At 42.5% G+C, this 19,755-nt stretch carries 15 protein-coding genes and 2 pseudogenes; 15 read left to right on the top strand and 2 right to left on the bottom strand.

All coding sequences use genetic code 11. From position 1 onward, the window contains the following. Positions 1-229: 229 nt before the first annotated feature. The 15 genes and pseudogenes from ACYQ3L_RS05160 to ACYQ3L_RS05090 all read left to right on the top strand — a co-directional run bounded on the left by ACYQ3L_RS05160 (position 230) and on the right by ACYQ3L_RS05090 (position 17,102). Positions 230-2,365 (top strand): alpha-glucuronidase family glycosyl hydrolase, encoded by a 2,136-nt coding sequence (locus ACYQ3L_RS05160; RefSeq protein WP_379994596.1) that lies wholly within the window; start codon positions 230-232, stop codon positions 2,363-2,365. Between the two features lie 76 nt (positions 2,366-2,441). Beyond that, positions 2,442-3,626, top strand: coding sequence for a mannonate dehydratase (gene uxuA / locus ACYQ3L_RS05155; RefSeq protein ID WP_379994597.1), 1,185 nt, complete (start codon positions 2,442-2,444; stop codon positions 3,624-3,626). A 13-nt stretch (positions 3,627-3,639) separates the two neighbouring features. Continuing rightward, positions 3,640-4,455, top strand: coding sequence for an SDR family oxidoreductase (locus ACYQ3L_RS05150; RefSeq protein WP_379994599.1), 816 nt, complete (start codon positions 3,640-3,642; stop codon positions 4,453-4,455). A 26-nt stretch (positions 4,456-4,481) separates the two neighbouring features. Then, positions 4,482-5,753 (top strand): annotated as a pseudogene (locus ACYQ3L_RS05145) (family 8 glycosyl hydrolase); the annotation flags it as partial. 75 nt (positions 5,754-5,828) lie between these two features. Then, complete coding sequence (locus ACYQ3L_RS05140) at positions 5,829-6,908, top strand: SGNH/GDSL hydrolase family protein (RefSeq protein ID WP_459952465.1); 1,080 nt, start codon at positions 5,829-5,831, stop codon at positions 6,906-6,908. A gap of 239 nt (positions 6,909-7,147) precedes the next feature. Next, positions 7,148-8,272, top strand: coding sequence for a DNA polymerase III subunit beta (dnaN, locus tag ACYQ3L_RS05135; protein WP_379994600.1), 1,125 nt, complete (start codon positions 7,148-7,150; stop codon positions 8,270-8,272). Positions 8,273-8,359: 87 nt separating this feature from the next. Beyond that, positions 8,360-9,130 (top strand): exonuclease domain-containing protein, encoded by a 771-nt coding sequence (locus ACYQ3L_RS05130; protein ID WP_379994601.1) that lies wholly within the window; start codon positions 8,360-8,362, stop codon positions 9,128-9,130. A 22-nt stretch (positions 9,131-9,152) separates the two neighbouring features. Then, positions 9,153-9,851, top strand: coding sequence for a ribose 5-phosphate isomerase A (gene rpiA / locus ACYQ3L_RS05125; protein WP_379994602.1), 699 nt, complete (start codon positions 9,153-9,155; stop codon positions 9,849-9,851). Positions 9,852-9,944: 93 nt separating this feature from the next. Next, positions 9,945-10,847: an AraC family transcriptional regulator gene (locus ACYQ3L_RS05120; protein ID WP_379994603.1), complete on the top strand. Its 903-nt coding sequence runs from the start codon at positions 9,945-9,947 to the stop codon at positions 10,845-10,847. 164 nt (positions 10,848-11,011) lie between these two features. Further along, a pseudogene (locus tag ACYQ3L_RS05115) lies at positions 11,012-12,780 on the top strand (alpha-L-rhamnosidase-related protein). Between the two features lie 425 nt (positions 12,781-13,205). Continuing rightward, entirely contained in the window at positions 13,206-13,862 is a 657-nt protein-coding gene (locus ACYQ3L_RS05110; RefSeq protein ID WP_379994604.1) for a helix-turn-helix domain-containing protein, read from the top strand. A 339-nt stretch (positions 13,863-14,201) separates the two neighbouring features. Next, positions 14,202-15,038 carry an ABC transporter ATP-binding protein gene (locus ACYQ3L_RS05105; RefSeq protein WP_379994605.1) on the top strand — a complete coding sequence of 279 codons (837 nt, stop codon included), beginning with the start codon at positions 14,202-14,204 and terminating at the stop codon, positions 15,036-15,038. A 13-nt stretch (positions 15,039-15,051) separates the two neighbouring features. Continuing rightward, positions 15,052-15,888, top strand: a complete 837-nt coding sequence (locus ACYQ3L_RS05100) for a hypothetical protein (protein ID WP_379994606.1) — start codon at positions 15,052-15,054, stop codon at positions 15,886-15,888. A gap of 3 nt (positions 15,889-15,891) precedes the next feature. Beyond that, on the top strand, positions 15,892-16,257 hold the full coding sequence (locus ACYQ3L_RS05095; protein ID WP_379994607.1) for a GntR family transcriptional regulator: 366 nt from the start codon (positions 15,892-15,894) through the stop codon (positions 16,255-16,257). 11 nt (positions 16,258-16,268) lie between these two features. Beyond that, a complete protein-coding gene (locus tag ACYQ3L_RS05090) occupies positions 16,269-17,102 on the top strand; it encodes a hypothetical protein (RefSeq protein ID WP_379994608.1) in 834 nt (277 codons plus the stop codon). 87 nt (positions 17,103-17,189) lie between these two features. On the opposite strand, the gene ACYQ3L_RS05085 is transcribed toward ACYQ3L_RS05090, so the two are convergent. Further along, on the bottom strand, positions 17,190-18,287 hold the full coding sequence (locus ACYQ3L_RS05085; protein WP_379994609.1) for a LamG domain-containing protein: 1,098 nt from the start codon (positions 18,285-18,287) through the stop codon (positions 17,190-17,192). A 19-nt stretch (positions 18,288-18,306) separates the two neighbouring features. After that, positions 18,307-19,743, bottom strand: a complete 1,437-nt coding sequence (locus tag ACYQ3L_RS05080) for a RagB/SusD family nutrient uptake outer membrane protein (protein ID WP_379994610.1) — start codon at positions 19,741-19,743, stop codon at positions 18,307-18,309. Between the last annotated feature and the right edge of the window lie 12 nt (positions 19,744-19,755).

The following is a 19,755-nucleotide window of genomic DNA, read 5'->3' as shown; positions in this document are numbered from 1 at the left end:
TATTTAAAATTTAAAGATTGATCAGAAAAAGTAATGAAAAATGTAACCTTTGTTACCTTTTAAGAAAGTTACGAGTTACTTCGCCCTTCGGGCAGTTACGAGTTACAAGTAAACAAGATACGAGATACAAGTTGTTAACTGATAACTGTTGACTGTTAACTGAAAAAGCTGTTACATGTGTTACATGTGTTACCTTTTAACAAATATATAACCTAGCGACTATATAGACATGAAATATACCGTTTATCTATTTTTACTATTCCTGTTACCTTTGTTACTTTTTGCAGAAGACGGCAGCCGGCTATGGCTGAGATACAAGCCTCTTACAGGGATGCAAAAAGAAAAGGGTAACACGTTCAGCTCCATTGTCAAAGATGAGAGGTCTGCAACACTCGACATTGCGTCCGGTGAATTATCTTCAGCATGGAAAGAACTTACAGGAAAGGATATATCTTCGGCAACATTACAGGATGGCTCTATTGTCATAGGAACTACTAAAAGTAAAAACATCAGGTCATTGTTAACGGGAAAAGAATTGAAAGACCTCACCGACGACGGTTTTATAATACGTTCCGTAAAAAAAGGTAACAGGAATTATACTGTAATTACTTCTGCAGAAGAAAGAGGAATATTGTACGGAGTCTTTCATTTTTTACGCCTTGTTCAGACCGATAGCTTCAGTGACAACCTGAATATTGTAGAAAACCCGAAATATAAAGTACGCATATTGAATCATTGGGACAATCTCGACCGTACCATAGAACGTGGCTATGCAGGGTATTCACTATGGAAGTGGGACGAACTGCCCAATACGCTGTCGCCACGATACGACGCTTATGCACGGGCGAATGCTTCGATAGGTATTAACGCCACTGTCTTAAATAACGTGAATGCTACGCCGGAAATACTGACGGGTGCTTATCTGGCAAAAGTAAAAGCATTAGCCGATGTATTCCGTCCCTACGGGCTTAAAGTGTATCTTGCCGTGAATTTTTCATCTCCAAAAGAACTCGGAGGCTTATCTGATTCCGATCCGCTTAATCCGGCAGTAAATAAATGGTGGAACAATAAAGTAAAGGATATTTACAAACTGATACCTGACTTTGGCGGTTTCCTCGTCAAAGCCAATTCCGAAGGGCTTCCCGGCCCGCAGGATTACGGCCGCACCCACGCCGACGGGGCGAATATGCTGGCTGACGCCCTGAAGCCTTATGGCGGTATTGTCATGTGGCGAGCGTTCGTCTACAATCCCAGCAATGAAGATAGAGCAAAACAGGCATATTCGGAGTTTACACCACTGGACGGACAATTCCGGGATAATGTAATAATACAGATCAAAAACGGGCCTGTCGATTTTCAGCCACGCGAACCGTTCAGTCCTCTGTTCGGAGCATTACGCGACACACAGGAAATGGTTGAGTTCCAGATAACACAGGAGTACCTCGGATTCTCCAATCATCTGGTATATCTTTCGCCAATGTTTAAAGAAACGCTCGACAGCGATACCTATTCAGATGGGGAAGGCCCTACCATTGCAAAGATAACAGACGGAACATTACGTTCCGGTAAAGTAACAGCGATATCTGCCGTAGCAAATATAGGAGAAGATACAAACTGGTGCGGGCATCATTTTGCACAGGCCAACTGGTACGCCTTCGGACGTCTGGCATGGAATCACCGATTGACTTCGGAACAAATAGCAGACGAATGGATAAAAATGACCTTTTCAAATAATAAGGACTTTATGAATCCGGTGAAAGACATGATGCTGTCATCGAGAGAAACTACCGTAGACTACATGATGCCGCTGGGGCTGCACCACATATTTGCATTCGGCCACCATTACGGACCTGAGCCCTGGGGAGATGTTCCCGGCGCCCGTCCCGACTGGATGCCTTGGTATTATCATAATGCAGATAGCACAGGACTGGGCTTTGACCGCACAATGAGCGGAAGTAATGCCGTATCACAATACTTTCCGCCATTGAATAACATCTATAATGATATTGCGCTTTGCCCCGAGAACCTCCTGTTATGGTTTCACCATGTACCATGGGATTACAGGCTGAAAGACGGGAAAACGCTGTGGGACGGGCTTTGTTATAAATACGATACGGGAGTACGGCAGGTAAGAGCTTATCAGAAGTTGTGGGACAGGATGGAAGAATATGTTGATGGGCAACGCTTCAGGGAAATACAATCGAAATTGAGGGTACAAGCCCGGGATGCCGTATGGTGGAAAGATGCCTGCCTGCTTTATTTCCAGACTTTTTCTAAACGGCCGGTACCTTACGATATAGAACGGCCGGTACACGAACTGGAAGACCTGAAAAAGATAAAACTGGAAATGAAACATCATAATTAAAATGAAGGATGAAGAATTAGGAATAAAGAATTAATCTTTAAACCCTTAATTTTTTAAATCTTTAAATATAACTTATATGGAAAAGACCTGGAGATGGTTTGGTAAAAAAGATAAGATAACCCTGTCTATGCTCAGACAGATAGGAGTTGAAGGTATTGTAACGGCCCTGCACGACATTCCCAACGGAGAAGTGTGGCCATTGGAAGCAATAAACGATTTGAAGAATTATATTAAGGATGCAGGCCTCCGCTGGTCGGTAGTAGAAAGCCTGCCTGTAAGCGAAGCCATAAAATACGGAGGAAGCGAATCCGATCAGTTGATAGCCAATTATATACAAAGCCTGGCTAATCTGGGAGAAGCAGGTATAAATACGGTATGCTACAATTTCATGCCCGTTATCGACTGGATACGCACCGATCTTCAATATCCATGGACGGACGGTACTTCTTCCCTGTATTTCGATAAGATTCGCTTTGCCTACTTCGACTGTTTAATCCTTAACCGGGAGGGAGCTGAAAAGGACTACACTCCCGGGGAGATGGCCAAAGTATATGCGTTGGATAAGACAATTACCAAAGCAGAAAAAGAACAATTGATAGATACCATAATTGTAAAGACACAAGGCTTCATAAACGGGAATATCAAAGAAGGAGACAAAAATCCTGTCGCAATATTCAAGAACCTGCTATCGCTCTATAAAAACATTGGCAGGGACGCATTAAGGGAGAATATGAAATACTTTCTTTCGCAGTTGATGCCTGTCTGCGAAGAATATAATATAAACATGTGCGTCCATCCGGACGATCCCCCGTTCCAGATGCTGGGACTCCCGCGCATTGTAACAGATATAAAGGATATAGAATGGATTCTCAACGCCGTGGACAACCCTTACAACGGCCTTACATTCTGTGCCGGTTCACTTAGCGCCGGTGTACATAACAATGTCCCTGAGTTGGCCCGCAAGTTTGCATCACGGACACGTTTCATCCATCTGCGCAGTACGGATATTTTCCAGAACGGAGACTTTATAGAAGCTCCGCATCTTGAAGGCCGAGGCCATCTGATAGAACTCGTCCGCATCTTTGAAAAGGAAAATCCGTCTTTACCTATGCGTGTAGATCATGGAAGACTCATGCTCGACGATGGAGACAAAGGTTATAATCCCGGCTATTCATTTTATGGGCGTATGTACGCCCTTGCCCAGATGGATGGTGTGATAGCGACTATAAAAGATGAATTAAAGCATAATATAAACATTTAAATAATAAAAAGAAATGAACGAACAATTTAGTGTAAAAGGGAAAGTCGCAGTCATCACAGGAGCCGGAGGAGTGCTGGGCGGAAGTATTGCGAAGAGTTTTATCCAGTCGGGAGCAAAAGTCGCAGCCTTGGATATCCGTAAGGAACAACTTGACGCACGGGTAAAAGAATTGACTGCAGAAGGGGGAGAAGCGATCGGTATCGTCGGAAATGTCCTCGATATGGAGAGCTTACAAAATGTGGCAAAAGAAATCGTCAATAAATGGGGACGTATAGACATTCTGCTGAATATCGCAGGAGGAAATACCCCAAGAGGGACATTAGCTCCGGATCAGGCTTTTTTTGATATGCCTCTCGAAGAGTGGGAAAAAGTCACCAACCTGAATATGAACGGAACCGTTTTCCCGTCAATGGTTTTCGGAAAGATAATGGCGGAACAGAAGAAAGGTTGTATTGTAAATGTTTCTTCTATGGCGGCCTATTCAGCTATAACACGTGTGCCGGGTTATTCGGCTGCAAAAACGGCAGTCAGTAATTTTACCCAGTGGCTGGCTACTGAGATGGCGTTGAAATACGGTGACGGAATAAGAGTTAATGCCATCGCACCCGGTTTTTTCATTGGCGACCAAAACAGGGCCGTACTTATTAATCCTGATGGTTCGCTGACAGACCGCAGCCAGAAAGTCCTGGCTAAAACACCGATGGGCCGCTTCGGTGATATTGCTGAACTTAACGGGGCCGTACAGTTCCTGTGCAGTGATACCGCCAGTTTCATTACGGGAGCTATATTGCCTGTAGACGGAGGATTCAGCGCTTTTAGCGGAGTGTAAAGCAACAAAACCAAAATTTAAAACCCATGAATAACATAAAGAAAAAACAATTATCAGTTATTGTATTGGTTTTCTGGATCTCGTTTTCCGGATTATTGGCTCAAGAATTGTCCATTCCTTGGGATAAAGGAGCTTTTGAGACCGGAAAATATCGTAATCTGTTAGCCGAATGTGGCTATTCCGAACAGGCAATCGATGATAAAATTAACGGGATTTTCGATGGATTATTTAAAGGGGAAAACAAAATATACTTTGAAGCAGAAGATTCTTTGGCTTATATTTCGGACATCAAGAACCATGATGTCCGTACGGAAGGGATGTCCTACGGAATGATGATTGCCGTACAATTCGGCCGTAAAGATATATTTGACCGCCTCTGGCGATGGAGCAAAAAATACATGCAACATCAATCGGGAGCTTTAGAAGGATATTTCGCATGGAGCTGTAAGATCAATGGCATCAGGAACGCGCAAGGCCCTGCTTCTGACGGCGAGCTTTATTACATTACCGCGCTGATTTTCGCATCAAACCTATGGGGTAATGATTCCGGCATTGATTATCTGAAAGAAGCACAATACATATTGGACTGTATGATGAAAAAAGACGGGACGGATGGCGTTACAAATATTATCAACATGAATCACAAGCTGATAACCTTCGTACCTGACATAAGAGGCGAACGTTTTACTGACCCCTCATATCATATTCCCGCTTTTTACGAGGTTTGGGCGAGTTGGGCTAAGGACGGAAGAGCCGGTTTGTGGCGTGAATGCGCCGTCAAAAGCCGTGAATACCTGCATCGGGTGGTTCATCCTGTTACAGGTTTGACACCGGATTACAGTAATTACGACGGTAGTCTTTTAGGGAACGGCCGCGTCATAGGCGATGCTTTCCGTTTCGATTCGTGGCGCGTGCCGATGAATATCGCGCTGGATTATTCATGGGCCTGCGTTGATAAAGAATGGCAGCGGGAGTACGGAAATAAGATCCAAAATTTCTTGTGTCAACAAGGAACAGACCGGTTCCCGGATCAATACAATGTAGATGGAACAACGGTTAAAGACACGTTACAGGCAGGCGGATACAAAGCCCTGAGGCATTCACTGGGATTAGTCGCCTCGGCGGCGGCAATATCCATAACCGCTACACACGGGATCAGGAAAGAATTTATCAATGAATTGTGGAATGCGCAACATAAACCATACAGCGACGGCTATTTCGACGCGTACTATGACGGGTTATTGCATCTTTTCTCTTTTATGCATTTAAGCGGACGCTACCGCGTCATTTTACCGGAAGGAAAAGATCAAAACGAGAACCCGAAATGGGTCGGAACATGGTCTGCCGCGCCTCAATTGGTCGAGCCGGGTAATATGCCTCCTTCTCCCGGGTTAAGTGACAATATTTTACGGCAAATCGTCAGAGTTTCAATAGGTGGAGAAAAGGTCCGGCTGCGTTTTTCCAACGGATTCGGAAATCAACCCGTAACGATGAAATCAGGGGCTATCGCCCTTGCAAAAGAAGATGGTAAAATAGATGTTTCCTCTGAACAAAAACTTACGTTTCAAGGTAAAGACAGCGTAACCATACCGCCTTATGAAGAAATATATTCCGACCCTGTTCCCTTTCATTTCGATAATAACGCAAGGGCGGCAATTACCATTTATTTCGGAAAAACTTCGCCGACACTCACAGGACACCCTGGTTCACGTACGACCTCCTATCTCTTCAGCGGGAATAATTCAATGTCAAGTTTAACGGACACTTTGAGAATCGAACACTGGTATATTATCCAGGGTATAGACGTACAGGCGACACAGGAAACAGCCGTTGTCGCCGTTCTGGGCAATTCTGTTACGGACGGCCGGGGATCGGGTACGGACAAACAAAACCGATGGACGGACATTCTTTCAGAAAGGTTATTGGACGATCGTTCCTTTACAAGGGATCGCGGCGTTCTGAATCTGGGAATCGGAGGGAATTGCGTTGTCCGGGGCGGACTCGGACCGACAGCATTAGAGCGCTTCGACAGGGATATTCTTTCACAAAGCGGTGTGAAATGGCTGATTATTTTGGAAGGGATCAATGACATTGGCGGTATCAGAACCGGAGAAACAGTCTCAGAATGCATTCAAGAATTAACGGACGCATATACGCAGATGATAGACAAAGCTCATTCAAAAGGAATAAAGGTTTATGGTTGTACCATATTGCCATTTGCAAAATCATTTTACGACACTCCGTTCCGTCGGGAAGCATGGAAAAAAGTAAATGATTGGATACGGAAAAGCGGCAAATTTGATTCGGTTATCGACTTTGCCGAGATAATGCGGTCACCCGGTAATTCCGATATCATCATGGAGGGGATGCACTCCGGCGATTTTCTCCATCCTAATGAAGCAGGATACAAAAGAATGGGGGAAGCTGTTGATCTGAGCTTGTTTAGCGATTAATAAATTACCGGAGCTATATTGCCTGTGGACGGAGGATTCAGCGCTTCTATCGAGTGTGAACCGTTTTACATAATAAGAAGTCTGTTTTTTATAGCAATTGTCTCTTTCAGCAGAGAATTAGTATTTGGCGGATTAAAATATCAGTTATATAGAAAAAGCTATTGTTATAACTGGAAAAAATTCCTACATTTGCTCTATTGATAATATGCGGAATTTAAAATCTAAAACATACTGATAATATGAAATTTGTTGTTTCCAGCACTGCTTTATTAAGTCACTTGCAAGCGATAAGCAAGGTGATCAACTCAAAAAACACGTTGCCTATTCTCGATTGTTTCTTGTTGGAACTGGAAGGCTCTACGCTGACACTTACTGCTGCTGACTCCGAAACCCGCCTGGTCACTTCCCTCGAAGTAAACGAAGCGGATGGTAACGGAAAGTTCGCGGTAAATGCAAAGAACCTGCTGGACCCGTTGAAAGAACTTCCCGAACAACCACTTACATTTGAGATAAACAACGACAATCTGGAAACATTCATATTTTTCCATAACGGTAAATATAATTTTATCGGACAAAGTGGCGATGACTATCCTCAGCCGAAAGAACTGAAGGAAACTGCCGTTAGCCTGACCATCGAACCACAGGTACTGTTTGCCGGGATCAACCGTACATTGTTTGCCAGTGCCGATGATGAACTTCGTCCTGTGATGAACGGCGTATTCTTTGATATTACCCCTGAAGATTTGACTTTCGTAGCATCAGACGGACACAAACTGGTCCGTTGCAAAACCTTATCAGCAAAAGGAGCCGAAAGGGCATCTTTCATCCTGCCGAAAAAGCCAGCTAACTTACTAAAGGCCATTCTTCCGAAAGAAGCTGAAACAGTAGAGATCAAATTTGACGAGAACAACGCATATATAAAGATGGCGAGCTATACAATGACTTGCCGCTTCATAGAAGGGCGTTATCCAAATTATAATTCCGTTATTCCCCAGAATAATACAAATAAGGTTATACTAGACCGCCAGGCTTTCCTGAATGCCCTAAAACGCGTATCGGTCTTCTCTAATCAGGCAAGCAACCTCATCAAGCTCCAGCTGACCGATAAGAATATTGTAGTAACAGCTCAGGACATCGACTTCTCTACAGCTGCGGAAGAGACCATCGCTTGTGAATATACTGGTTCTCCGATGAACATCGGATTTAAATCGAGCTTCCTGATTGAAATTTTGAACAACGTCCCATCAACAGACATTTCCCTCGAACTCTCCGACCCATCCCGCGCAGGATTAATCATCCCTGCCGAAAATGAGGAGAACGAAGACCTGCTGATGTTGCTCATGCCTATGATGCTAAACGACTAAAGACAGAATTAAATACAAAATATACGGGCTTTATCATTCTTCTGATACTAAAAAATGGGGAATGATAAAGTTTTTTCTTAAAAGCTTATGGAATTAAACCTCAAAAACCCGCTCGTATTCTTTGACCTCGAAACCACAGGTACCGATACGGTAAAAGACCGGATAGTAGAAATATCGTATCTGAAAGTGTATCCTAACGGGAAACAGGAAGTCAAGACCAAAAGACTCAACCCCGAAATGCCTATACCTCCCGGGGCAACAGCAATACACGGCATATCGGATGAGGATGTAAAAGATTGTCCGACTTTCAAGCAAATAGCAAAATCTCTTGCCGATCAGATGGAGGGATGCGACCTGGCAGGGTTTAATTCAAGCCGCTTCGACATACCGCTTCTCGCAGAAGAGTTTCTGCGGGCAGGAGTAGATATCGACTTCAGCAAGCGGAAGATGATCGATGTACAAATCATCTTCCATAAAAAAGAACAACGGACACTTGAAGCTGCCTACAAATTCTATTGTGATAAGGAACTTACCGATGCGCACTCCGCCGAAGCCGATACATTAGCCACATTCGAAGTGCTGAAAGCCCAACTGGACAAATATCCCGATCTGGCAAACGATATGGAAAAACTGGCGGAAGAATTCTCCTTCTTCAACAACAATGTCGATCTGGCAGGACGCATCATTAAAGACGAAAATGGAATTGAGATTTTCAACTTCGGTAAGCACAAGGGAAAATCTGTAGCCGAAGTTTTGAAAAAAGAACCAAGTTTTTATGCCTGGATGATGGACGCAGACTTCCCTCTAAATACCAAACAGGTACTGACCAAAATAAAACTGAGGGAAATGCAGAGATAAACTCTGCGAAGAAAGAAGGGCTATGGAATGGGGAAAGAATATCATCGATTCATTGAAATGGTCGGATACCATTATCAATAAAGAAGGAAAAGAGAAGGTTGCGAAGGAGATCGCAGCTAAGATGAAAGATGGGCAGATAATCGGAGTTGGCTCAGGTTCTACCGTTTATCTGGCTCTGATCGCCATCGCCGAAAGAATAAAAAAAGACAGCCTACATATACAGGTTATCCCCTCTTCTCTGGAGATATCCATGACCTGCATCCAATTGGGAATTCCCCAAACTACACTTTTAGACAAAAAGCCCGACTGGACTTTCGACGGAGCAGATGAAGTCGACCCCGAACGGAACCTGATAAAAGGCAGAGGCGGAGCCATGTTTAAGGAAAAGCTATTAATCTGCAACAGTTCCGAAACTTATATCATCGTGGATGAATCCAAGTTCGTAACACAATTAGGTTCTAAATTCCCCGTTCCTGTCGAGGTATTTCCAATTTCACTGCTCTATGCGGAGAAAGAACTTGGAGCTTTAGGCGCACGCGAGATATCACTAAGAATGGCAAAAGGAAAAGACGGGCCTGTTATCACAGAAAACGGAAACTTTATCCTCGATGCATGGTTCGACTCAATAGAAAGTTCCCTGGAACGTGACATTAAATCAATAACGGGAGTTATCGAAAGCGGATTGTTCATAGGATATGATGTGAAGACTTTAAACATATAGAGATTAACGATTTACAACATAATTAATTAATACCATATTTTAAAATATTTTCGCTACATTGCGCTCAATATACCAGACCAATATACCATAAAAATGAAAGACTCTATTCATTTAAAATATTTGATAGTAAATGAAACGGACTTGCTATGGGGACTGACTGTAAACTCGGTAGGTTATCAGAGTATAGAACCTAATATGCCCTACCCTCCGGGCAATCATCCTACCAGATACTTGTTTTCTACAGACAGAGGCCGCATTTTAGATGAATATCAGCTTTTATATATCACCAAGGGGAAAGGCTCTTATATATCCGATATATCGGAAAAGAAAGAAACGCATCCGATAAACGAGGGTGATATGTTCCTCCTTTATCCGGGTGAATGGCACAATTATATGCCTGATAAACAAACAGGATGGGACGAATACTGGATAGGATTTAAGGGGATCAATATCGATAGCCGCGTAAATAACGGCTTCTTCAATAAAGAAAAACCTATATACAATGTAGGGCTGAATAATGAAGTTGTACAGTTATATAAACAGGCGATACAGATTGCAATTGAACAGAAATCAGGATTTCAGCAGATGCTTGCCGGAATTGTGAACCACTTGCTGGGCCTGGCATATTCTTTAGATAAAAACTATCTTTTCGAAAGTTCGGAATCTGTCAACCAAATCAATAAGGCTAAGATCATTATCCTTGAAAACTTTAAAAATATAAAACCCCAGGACATAGCCGACCAGCTGAATATGAGTTATTCCAACTTCCGGAAAATTTTTAAGGAGTATACGGGCTTCGCACCGTCACAATATATCCAGGAACTGAAAATACAGAAGTCGAAAGAGTTGCTTACAAACACAATGATACCTGTAAAAGAGATTGCCTACATGATGGGCTTCGAAAATCAGGAATACTTCTTCACTGCATTCAAAAAGAAGAATAATACAACCCCTGTCGAATACCGGAAATTCACGCAAGGCCCGCGAAATCAATAAGCAGGATATCATCAGGTTCTGTCATTTTTTATAATAGGTCTGTCAAATTGTAAATTTATATAGACAGATAAAACAGCTATCTTTGGCGGGTCCCATAAATTTTACCGTAGCCTGATAACGAAAAAAGTGATGAATCCGGATTAAGTTAACCAACAATGAAGAACATGCGAATAATATTAAGTCTGGCATTAGCTGCCTTATTTTTAGTAAGCGAGAATATCCCGGCCCAGCAATTACCTCTCCCATTTCAGGATGATACCAATATAAAAGTCAGGTCAACAAGTCTGGTATATAATTACCTTACTCCTGCCCGCATTGTCTGGACTTCAGATAACAATAGCGGAAAATATGTGATAAATGCGCGGTCTATCCTAAAACAAGGCACAGGACAAGCCGACCTGAATAGCGGAACTTATCTTAAACTAACCGGCGATGATACAAATAAAGGAGGGATCATCCTCGATTTCGGCAAAGAGATACAGGGTGGATTGGAAATAATAACATCCATAAATAATAAGAATCCGGTGGGAAAGGTGCGTATACGCTTCGGTGAATCCGTTGCAGAAACGATGAGCGATATCGGGGGTAAAGGCGGGGCGACGAACGACCATGCCATGCGTGATTTATAGTAACGCTGCCCTGGCTGGGACGGCTGACTGTTGGTGATTCCGGTTTCCGATTTGTCCGCATAGATGTTATGGACACGGATACCGAAGTTGAAATTAAAGAGATAAATGCTGCATTTGCATACAGGGACATACCCTATCTGGGTTCTTTCCGTTGTAACGATGAACGCCTGAACCGGATATGGCTTACCGGTGCCTATACTGTGCATCTGAATATGCAGGATTACCTGTGGGACGCTATAAAGCGCGATAGATTGGTATGGGTGGGCGACCTTCACCCCGAGGTAATGACAATCAATACTGTTTTCGGATATAACGATGTGGTACCCAAAAGCCTCGATCTGGCACGGGATATCACGCCTCTGCCTGCATGGATGAACGGTATCAGTTCGTATTCCATGTGGTGGATCATAATCCACCGTGACTGGTATCTGTATCAGGGCAATCTGGAATACCTGAAGGAACAGCAGGAATATATGTCCCGGCTACTTAAGCTATTAAGCGAAAAAACAGATAAAGACGGAAAAGAAATACTGGATGGAAACCGTTTCCTCGATTGGCCATCGAGTAAGAACCCCGAGGCTATCCATGCCGGCCTGCAATCGATGATGGTGATAACATTCGAAGCAGGAAAAGAAATAAGCAGAATCCTGGGCGACAAAGACACTGAAGCACTCTGTCAATCAACTTTAAAGAAGTTAAGAAAATACGTACCCGCCATAACCTCGTCCAAACAGGCGGCCTCTCTACTGGGCCTGTCCGGACTTATCGCACCGGAGAAAGCGAATGATGAGGTGTTGGCAAAAAACGGAGTACACGGCATGTCTACGTTTTACGGATACTATATGCTGAATGCCCGTGCAAAAGCCGGAGATTATAAAGGGGCGCTGGATAATATACGTGAATACTGGGGAGCTATGCTCGACCTGGGCGCGACGACATTCTGGGAAGATTTCGATATCGGCTGGATGAAAAATGCAGCACGTATAGATGAGGTTGTACCCGAAGACAAAATAGATGTTCATGCTTCTTATGGCGCATATTGCTACAAAGGATACCGCCATAGTTTCTGTCATGGTTGGGCATCCGGCCCCACCACATGGCTCAGCCGCTATGTGCTGGGTGTAGAACCTCTGGAGGCGGGATGCAAAAAAATACGGATCATGCCTAATCTGGGAGATCTAGAATGGGTGGAAGGGACTTTTCCTACTCCGTACGGGGTAATTGAGATAAAGCATACGAAACAAGCCGATGGAAAGATAAAATCAGAGATTAAAGCCCCTGAGGGAATAGTTGTGGTGAAATAAGGTCATTACCGCAATATAAAATTGTTCTATCCCTATTTATCACGCGCAACCAAAGATTGCCTGTATTATTTTTTCAGCTCCGCTTCACTCTGCCGGACGCTGTTTCCTAAACAAAAAGTAATCAAAAATACTTTAATTTCCGGCTACAATGGCCCATGCGTCCATGATACCGGCGGTGCAGGCTGACCAAGCCTTTTGGTTCGCCTTGCCTCGCCTTCGCTTCGGCGATTGCTCATTGGGCAATGCCCTAAGTACATGACAAAACAAACATTCTGACGACCAATCCACAAGAGTTCACAAAACTTTATGTTAAAAAAGACAATCATTTCCACCCACATTTATCTATACTGAAAATAATGGATGGATAATAACTTTTCTTATGCCATTCATAACTCATAATTTATATTTATAATTATTTAAAGCATATGGCAAAGTATAACGAAGGTGTAGCAGAGACGATTGTTTCGCTGATAGAAGACGATTTTTGTTCCGTAGCGGAAATTTGCAGGGTTACAGGTATCAGCCGAAAGACTTTTTACTGCTGGAAAGAGACGGTACCGGGTTTGGCAAAAGAGATATTCGACGCAGAATGCCGGCGCGAAGACAGGATACGGCAAATGTTGTATTCGTCCCTTAAAAAGCGGCTGGACGGGCATATGATGGTAGAAGAGAAAGAAACATACCTGCCGGACGAAGATGAACCGGAAAAACTGGTTCTACAATCGAAAATTATCCGCAGGAAATATTGCCTGCCCGATCTGAAGACAATTAAGCTGTTACTCGACAGGCAGGATAAAATTGAGAATTGCCAATCAACCCAAAAGGAGGAGGAAGATATCACAACCCGGAAAAATATAATAGTTAATGACGTAACTATTACAAAGGATATAGAAAATCAGATAGCTGAGCATATCGAGGAGGGCGGGAGTGTTCCGGCAGATGAAAAAGAAAGCCTCGTCGATGATCTTGAAGATGCGGAAACGGAGATAATGCCGGACAGAGCCATAGCTGAACGGAAAGGCATGATAAGAAGGAACAATAGCCATCCGGCAGGAAAGAGGAGAAAGAAGCGGAGAAAATAATTGAAAGTGAAAAACGAAAAGTGAAGAATATCATACGGGAATACAAAATGAATATCCGAGCTTCAGGATATTGTAGAAAATAACTTTTGATTTTCCATTAATTCTGTTACTTGTGTCACCTTTTTTTAACAATAAGTATAATATTAGCGGATGAAACACAAACTATTTTCGCTTCACACTATTTATCAATTGAGCCGCTAAATTAGTTATCGGCCAGTCCTGTATCTGTTCAGCATAAACTTTTTTTTCTAAAAAAATGTGTTTGCTATTGTATTTATGAAAATTATCAATACATTTGCGTGTACTATTATACTATTACACTGTTATATTTTTAATCTAATGAATATGATATCAATGCGTAACGTTACCTTCGGGTATAAGAAAAAGCTAATATTCAATGATTTTTCGATCTCGATAGAGAAAGGAAAAGTTTGCGGCTTGTTAGGAAAGAACGGAGCGGGTAAATCGACTATGTTGTACCTGCTTACAGGCCTCTTAAGTCCTGAAAAGGGTAAAGTAGAATATAAAGGCGAAGATGTGGCAAAGCGTATGCCTTCCACATTGCGGGATATGTTCATAGTGCCCGAAGAATTTGAGTTACCTAATATCCCATTGAAAAAGTATGTGGAGATCAATCGCCCGTTCTATCCCTCTTTCAGTCAGAAACAACTGGATGAAAATCTGGAATACTTCGAGATGGAAGCCAATGTGCATCTGAACGAACTTTCTTTGGGCCAAAAGAAGAAAGTCTTTATGAGCTTCGCTTTGGCCGCGAACACTCCCCTGTTGCTGATGGATGAGCCGACAAACGGACTTGATATCCCCGGTAAAAGCCAGTTCCGGAAATTTATAGCATCGGGAATGACCGATGAAAAAACGATTCTGATCTCGACGCATCAGGTACAGGATGTGGATAAGCTACTGGAGCAGGTGATTATCCTCGATAATAATAAAGTGCTGATGAATTCTTCCGTATCGAGGATTTGTGAGAAACTGCGCTTTATGGAAAGTTATAATGAAAAAGATGTGGAGAAAGCGTTGTACGCCTCACCATCTATACAAGGATACAAGCTAATCCTTGAGAACGAAAACAATGAGGAGACTTCCCTGAATCTGGAAACATTGTTCAACGCGACTTTAAGCAATACGGAAAAGATAACAGCAATACTACAATAAAACCTGATAAATTATGAACAATACATTTGATATAAACCGATTTGTCTTGCTGTTAAGGAAAGACATACAGGAAAACTGGAAAAAGTATCTGATCCGCATCCTTACAATTTACGGGGCACTCACCCTTGTGACTACATGGAGCGCTTTTCTGACATATTCCGAATTAGAACAGGGCATTAATCGTTTAAAATACCTGAACAGGGATTTGATAGTCTTCACTGCCTTCGTCTTTTTCATATTCGGCTGTATCAGCGCTTCCATGGCAATGGAACCTATCAACAGCAAAACAAAGCGGCTTGTGTATTTGATGAATCCTTCATCATCTTTTGAAAAATACTTTTCCCGTTGGTTTATCATGACAATCGGCTACATGGCGGTTTTCTTCATTCTATTCTGGTTGTCAGACGCTACCCGGGTACTGATCTGTTCTATCCGCTTCCCTGACATAGATGTGCAATTTATTCACTTCGATAAATTTATAGGAAAGGATAGTTACGACTATGTTTTTAATAACATGACAAGATTTACATTTTCAGTCGGCCTTTTCTCCTTTATTCAGTCCCTGTTTATCCTGGGATCGACATTTTGGCCGAAAAATTCGCTGGTAAAAACATTTTCGGCAGGCACTATCATCTTTATCACTTTCCTTCTGGTGTGCTGGTGTGTAATCTCTCTCCTTTTCGAAAACGGCATGGACAACTTTGGAAATGCGTTACAGCAGAAAACATTTGGTGTTCAGGATACTACTATAGTGGGATATATGGCAATTCTATGCATCATCTTCGCTGTGGTAAATTGGGTATTGGCTTTTTTCAGATTCAGGGAATCTGAAGTAATTAAACGACTCTAGCTTATGAATTTTAAAGAAAATAAAGCAATCTATTTGCAGATAGCCGACCGCATCTGTGACGAGATACTACTGGAAAAATATAAAGAGGAAGAAAGGGTTCCGTCTGTACGCGAATATGCCGCTATTGTGGAAGTGAATTTTAATACCGTCATGCGCACCTTCGATTACCTTCAATCGATGGAAATCATCTACAACAAAAGAGGAATCGGATATTTTGTAGCTCCGAAAGCAAAAAAACTGATACTCAAGCTGCGTAAAGATACCTTTATGAAAGAGGAGGCTGAGGACTTCTTCAAACAAATATACACACTGGATATTCCGATAGAGGATATCGTGGAAATGTATAAAGACTATATTAAGAAACAATAATAATAAATGATATGAGACTTACAACCAAAATAGTATTGGGTATCATAGCCGCGGTATTCTTAACTGCCACAGGCTATATATGCTATCTTTCGTTAAGTTATGACGGAGAGAAAAAGACAGGTGTTATACTAACGGACGAAACTGTCAGCATAGATATATCCGGACAAAAAATTATCGAGATATACGCGGATACAATACCGATGAAAAATGACGGGAAAGATAAGGATAAACATTATATTATCTTCGATGGACTCATCAATATACAGCCTGCTGCGAAGGAAGAAGATAAAGGTAAGATCTATATACCGGAACAATTGAAGGAATATCTGGAGATATCTGCATTACACGATAAGACCATGCTGCGTGTGAAAACCGCAGAATTATTAGCAGATCATTACAAAAACGAGATTCCGGACCCGGCAGCAATAAGGGGGATAAACTTTACTATATATGCGGATTCCTGTGTAGACATAAGAAGTAGAATAGGTGGGTTAAGAGCTAATATACAGGGATTAAAAGCAGAATCGATCAATATAGATATAATGCGTGGAGATCTGAATATAGAAAATTGTGAGGCTGATATAATCACACCTACAGTAAGGGGTTGGGGGCATTTTGTAATGAAGAACTCCAGGACAAAGGTATTTAATGCCGATCTCGACTATCTACAAAACTGGAGAATCGAACAATGTGATATAGATACTGAGAACCTGACTGGAAGCGGAAACCATAATGTAGAGGTACCGGCTACCGAATGCAGGATAATGAACTGGAATCCAAAAAATGAAAAGGCTTCCCTGAATGTAGCGTTAGGGTCTGATACGGCAAGGGTAGTATTTCCATAATGATAGTAAAAGGAAGAAGTTGCCCGGAGGCAGCCTCTTCCTTTGTTATTCTGATCTATGTTAAAACCGGCAGAAAGCCAGACTTTATCATTGTTTCAGTTTCTCTACTTCCTGGTTGTAAAGCCACTGGACCTGTCCGCTCAATAATGCTGTATTATAGAATTTAATCTCATCCATCATACCCTGGAAGTGATCCCATGATGTAGGAGTATCCCATCCCGACCAGTCCCAGGATGCTTTTGCCTCGGCATAGGTCGTTGCCGCCCCGATCATCAACGGCAGTTGGGTACCTAACGGGGATACATATGGCGCAGACTGGCTGCCTGCCAGGTTCGGTTTAGTGGTATTAGTCCACTCTTTTGTCAGTAATCCGTTTATATAGAACGACAATTTCGAGCTCTCAAGGTCAAGGACAACTACTACATGCTTCCAGCTGCCGGTAGAAACAGAAAGATCCGCTTCATTATCCGCATCGGTAAAACCTGCCTGCGATTTGATTGTGAAGAATGCTTTGCCTTGTTCCTGTATCTGGAATTTCCAGTTGTTCCAATAGTTCAGGGAAGCCACATAGTTACCACCTTTTATTACTTCAGGTTTTAACCATACGGCAATACTCAGTTTCTTGCCCAGGAAATCAGACGGGTTGTAATTCTCTACTTCGAGATGTGCCCCGTTCTTGAAATAAAGGGCTTTGTTTACTCCATCATCCACAAATTCCGGCAGTACGGACGTTGAGAAGATTTCAGAAGGCCCCGGTTTCAGAGTGGCGGTCAGAGCTTTTACCCCGTCACCAACGAGTGAGGTTCCTGTTCCTTCATCAAAACTCCATCCGGCTAACAGATTTTCTTCCGGTATGCCTGTCATTCTGGAATTAAGGAAACGGGTGAATGCCTCTCTGATATGGATGCTCATGTTAATAACGTCCTGTTGCGAAACATTTCCTTGCTCAACAATATTATTAACAATATCTACCTTACTTTTGAAGTCATTAATTGTCTCAGTAGTAAACTTATCGGGTGTAGCTACAGAAATAGAGTCATAGCATTCTTTCAATTCTTTCTTTAAATTAGTAGTATCTCCTGCCACAAATTCCTCCTTATCACTGTCACTACAACCGATAAATAGTGCAGAAGAAAGGATCAGGGCAAATATTAATAATATACTAAATATCTTATTCTCTTTCATAGTCAATGTTTTTAGTTGATTAAATACCATTGTTTGAATCCAATTCATTCTGCGGTATCGGGAAATAATAACGAGGCTCCTGCCATTTGAAATCAGAGCCTAAGGCCTGAGTTGCCGCATCTTTTCCCCAACGCATCAGGTCGAAGAACCGATGGAACTCGAATCCTAGTTCACGACGACGCTCCAGATAGATTACCGACCGCATCTGCTCCTGATTCACTGGCTTAGCATATGCAAGTCCGGCTCTGTCCCTTACCAGTTTAAGAGCTGCAGCAGCCTTATCCAGGTCGTTTGTTTCCGTATATGCCTCTGCTTTCATCAGCAAAATATCGGCATAACGCAGGTAAATATATGGAAGTCCGCCATCACCCTTTGTTCCGGCCGGTACTTCTGCCAATGGTTGATTGTGCTTTTTCACCAGATAACCGGTAATACTCCATGTCAGGTCAAATACATCGTCGTTCAGCCACTCTTTACCTGAACGGCCGATTGATGCATCGAGGCGGGGATCGGTCTGTCCTGTAGTTGTTTGTTCACTGAAACTCAGAACATAATTATTTGTCGGCGCATTGAAGTAATATCCTCCTTCCACAAGTGGTGCAAACCACTGGTTCAGAGAATTACCCAATCCGGGGTTTTGATTGCTTTCATGCAGAATTGCAAATACCGCCTCTTTACTGTCCTCCGCTCCTAATTTGAACAGGTCTTCATAATTAGTTTCAAGCCCATAAAGGCCCAGCGGTTCCAACTTGGTCGTAATGGTTGTTATACAATCGTCCCATTTCTTCTGATATAACTGGGCTTTAGCCAGCAAACCGTAAGCAGCGCCTTTGGTGATCCTCCCTTTGTCTGCTGTTTGCGTATAAGACGGAGGTAATACTCCCGCGGCATCATTCAGGTCTTGTTCTATTCTGACATATATCTGGGAAACCTCACTCAGTCCCATATTTACGTTTGAAGGAGTCACAGGTTCCACTCTCAGAGGCACTTTACCCCAGATATTCACCAGGTTGAAATAATAATATGCCCTGATAAATTTAGCCTGCGCAATCATCTGCTGCTTAACCCCATCATCAATAGCAGTACCATAGTCAGCATGGATCACATTGTTAGCGCGGTTAATCCCTTCATAGGCGAACTTCCAGTATGAAAGCAGAATCCCGTTGTCCGATTTGATATTAAACTCGTCAATCATACCTATCTCGGCCTGATCGGATGCGCTTCCGCCTTTCACTGCATCATCGGATGCGACATCTCCGAAAACCCAAATCATATTTGAAGAAGTGGTAAAGCTCAAGCTGTTATATACACCTGTCAGAGCCAGATTCGCCTCCTCTTCGGTATTGTATATATTGTCGGATGTATATTCACCGTCCAGTTCTTCATCCAGAAAATCGTTACACGAACTGAAGGAGAATATTCCTAATATAGTTAGTATTGTTATTATTTTTTTCATCTCAGGTAATTT

This window comes from Dysgonomonas termitidis, assembly GCF_054657735.1.
The sequence above is the reverse complement of the archived record's forward strand: the minus strand, read 5'-3'. Positions and strand labels throughout refer to the sequence as shown.

Excerpts from the sequence above, each read along its gene's own strand:
- ACYQ3L_RS05160 (WP_379994596.1), top strand. The coding sequence starts at position 230 with ATGAAATATACCGTTTATCTATTTTTACTATTCCTGTTACCTTTGTTA.
- uxuA (WP_379994597.1), top strand. The coding sequence starts at position 2,442 with ATGGAAAAGACCTGGAGATGGTTTGGTAAAAAAGATAAGATAACCCTG.
- ACYQ3L_RS05150 (WP_379994599.1), top strand. The coding sequence starts at position 3,640 with ATGAACGAACAATTTAGTGTAAAAGGGAAAGTCGCAGTCATCACAGGA.
- ACYQ3L_RS05140 (WP_459952465.1), top strand. The coding sequence starts at position 5,829 with ATGCCTCCTTCTCCCGGGTTAAGTGACAATATTTTACGGCAAATCGTC.
- dnaN (WP_379994600.1), top strand. The coding sequence starts at position 7,148 with ATGAAATTTGTTGTTTCCAGCACTGCTTTATTAAGTCACTTGCAAGCG.
- ACYQ3L_RS05130 (WP_379994601.1), top strand. The coding sequence starts at position 8,360 with ATGGAATTAAACCTCAAAAACCCGCTCGTATTCTTTGACCTCGAAACC.
- rpiA (WP_379994602.1), top strand. The coding sequence starts at position 9,153 with ATGGAATGGGGAAAGAATATCATCGATTCATTGAAATGGTCGGATACC.
- ACYQ3L_RS05120 (WP_379994603.1), top strand. The coding sequence starts at position 9,945 with ATGAAAGACTCTATTCATTTAAAATATTTGATAGTAAATGAAACGGAC.
- ACYQ3L_RS05110 (WP_379994604.1), top strand. The coding sequence starts at position 13,206 with ATGGCAAAGTATAACGAAGGTGTAGCAGAGACGATTGTTTCGCTGATA.
- ACYQ3L_RS05105 (WP_379994605.1), top strand. The coding sequence starts at position 14,202 with ATGAATATGATATCAATGCGTAACGTTACCTTCGGGTATAAGAAAAAG.
- ACYQ3L_RS05100 (WP_379994606.1), top strand. The coding sequence starts at position 15,052 with ATGAACAATACATTTGATATAAACCGATTTGTCTTGCTGTTAAGGAAA.
- ACYQ3L_RS05095 (WP_379994607.1), top strand. The coding sequence starts at position 15,892 with ATGAATTTTAAAGAAAATAAAGCAATCTATTTGCAGATAGCCGACCGC.
- ACYQ3L_RS05090 (WP_379994608.1), top strand. The coding sequence starts at position 16,269 with ATGAGACTTACAACCAAAATAGTATTGGGTATCATAGCCGCGGTATTC.
- ACYQ3L_RS05085 (WP_379994609.1), bottom strand. The coding sequence starts at position 18,287 with ATGAAAGAGAATAAGATATTTAGTATATTATTAATATTTGCCCTGATC.
- ACYQ3L_RS05080 (WP_379994610.1), bottom strand. The coding sequence starts at position 19,743 with ATGAAAAAAATAATAACAATACTAACTATATTAGGAATATTCTCCTTC.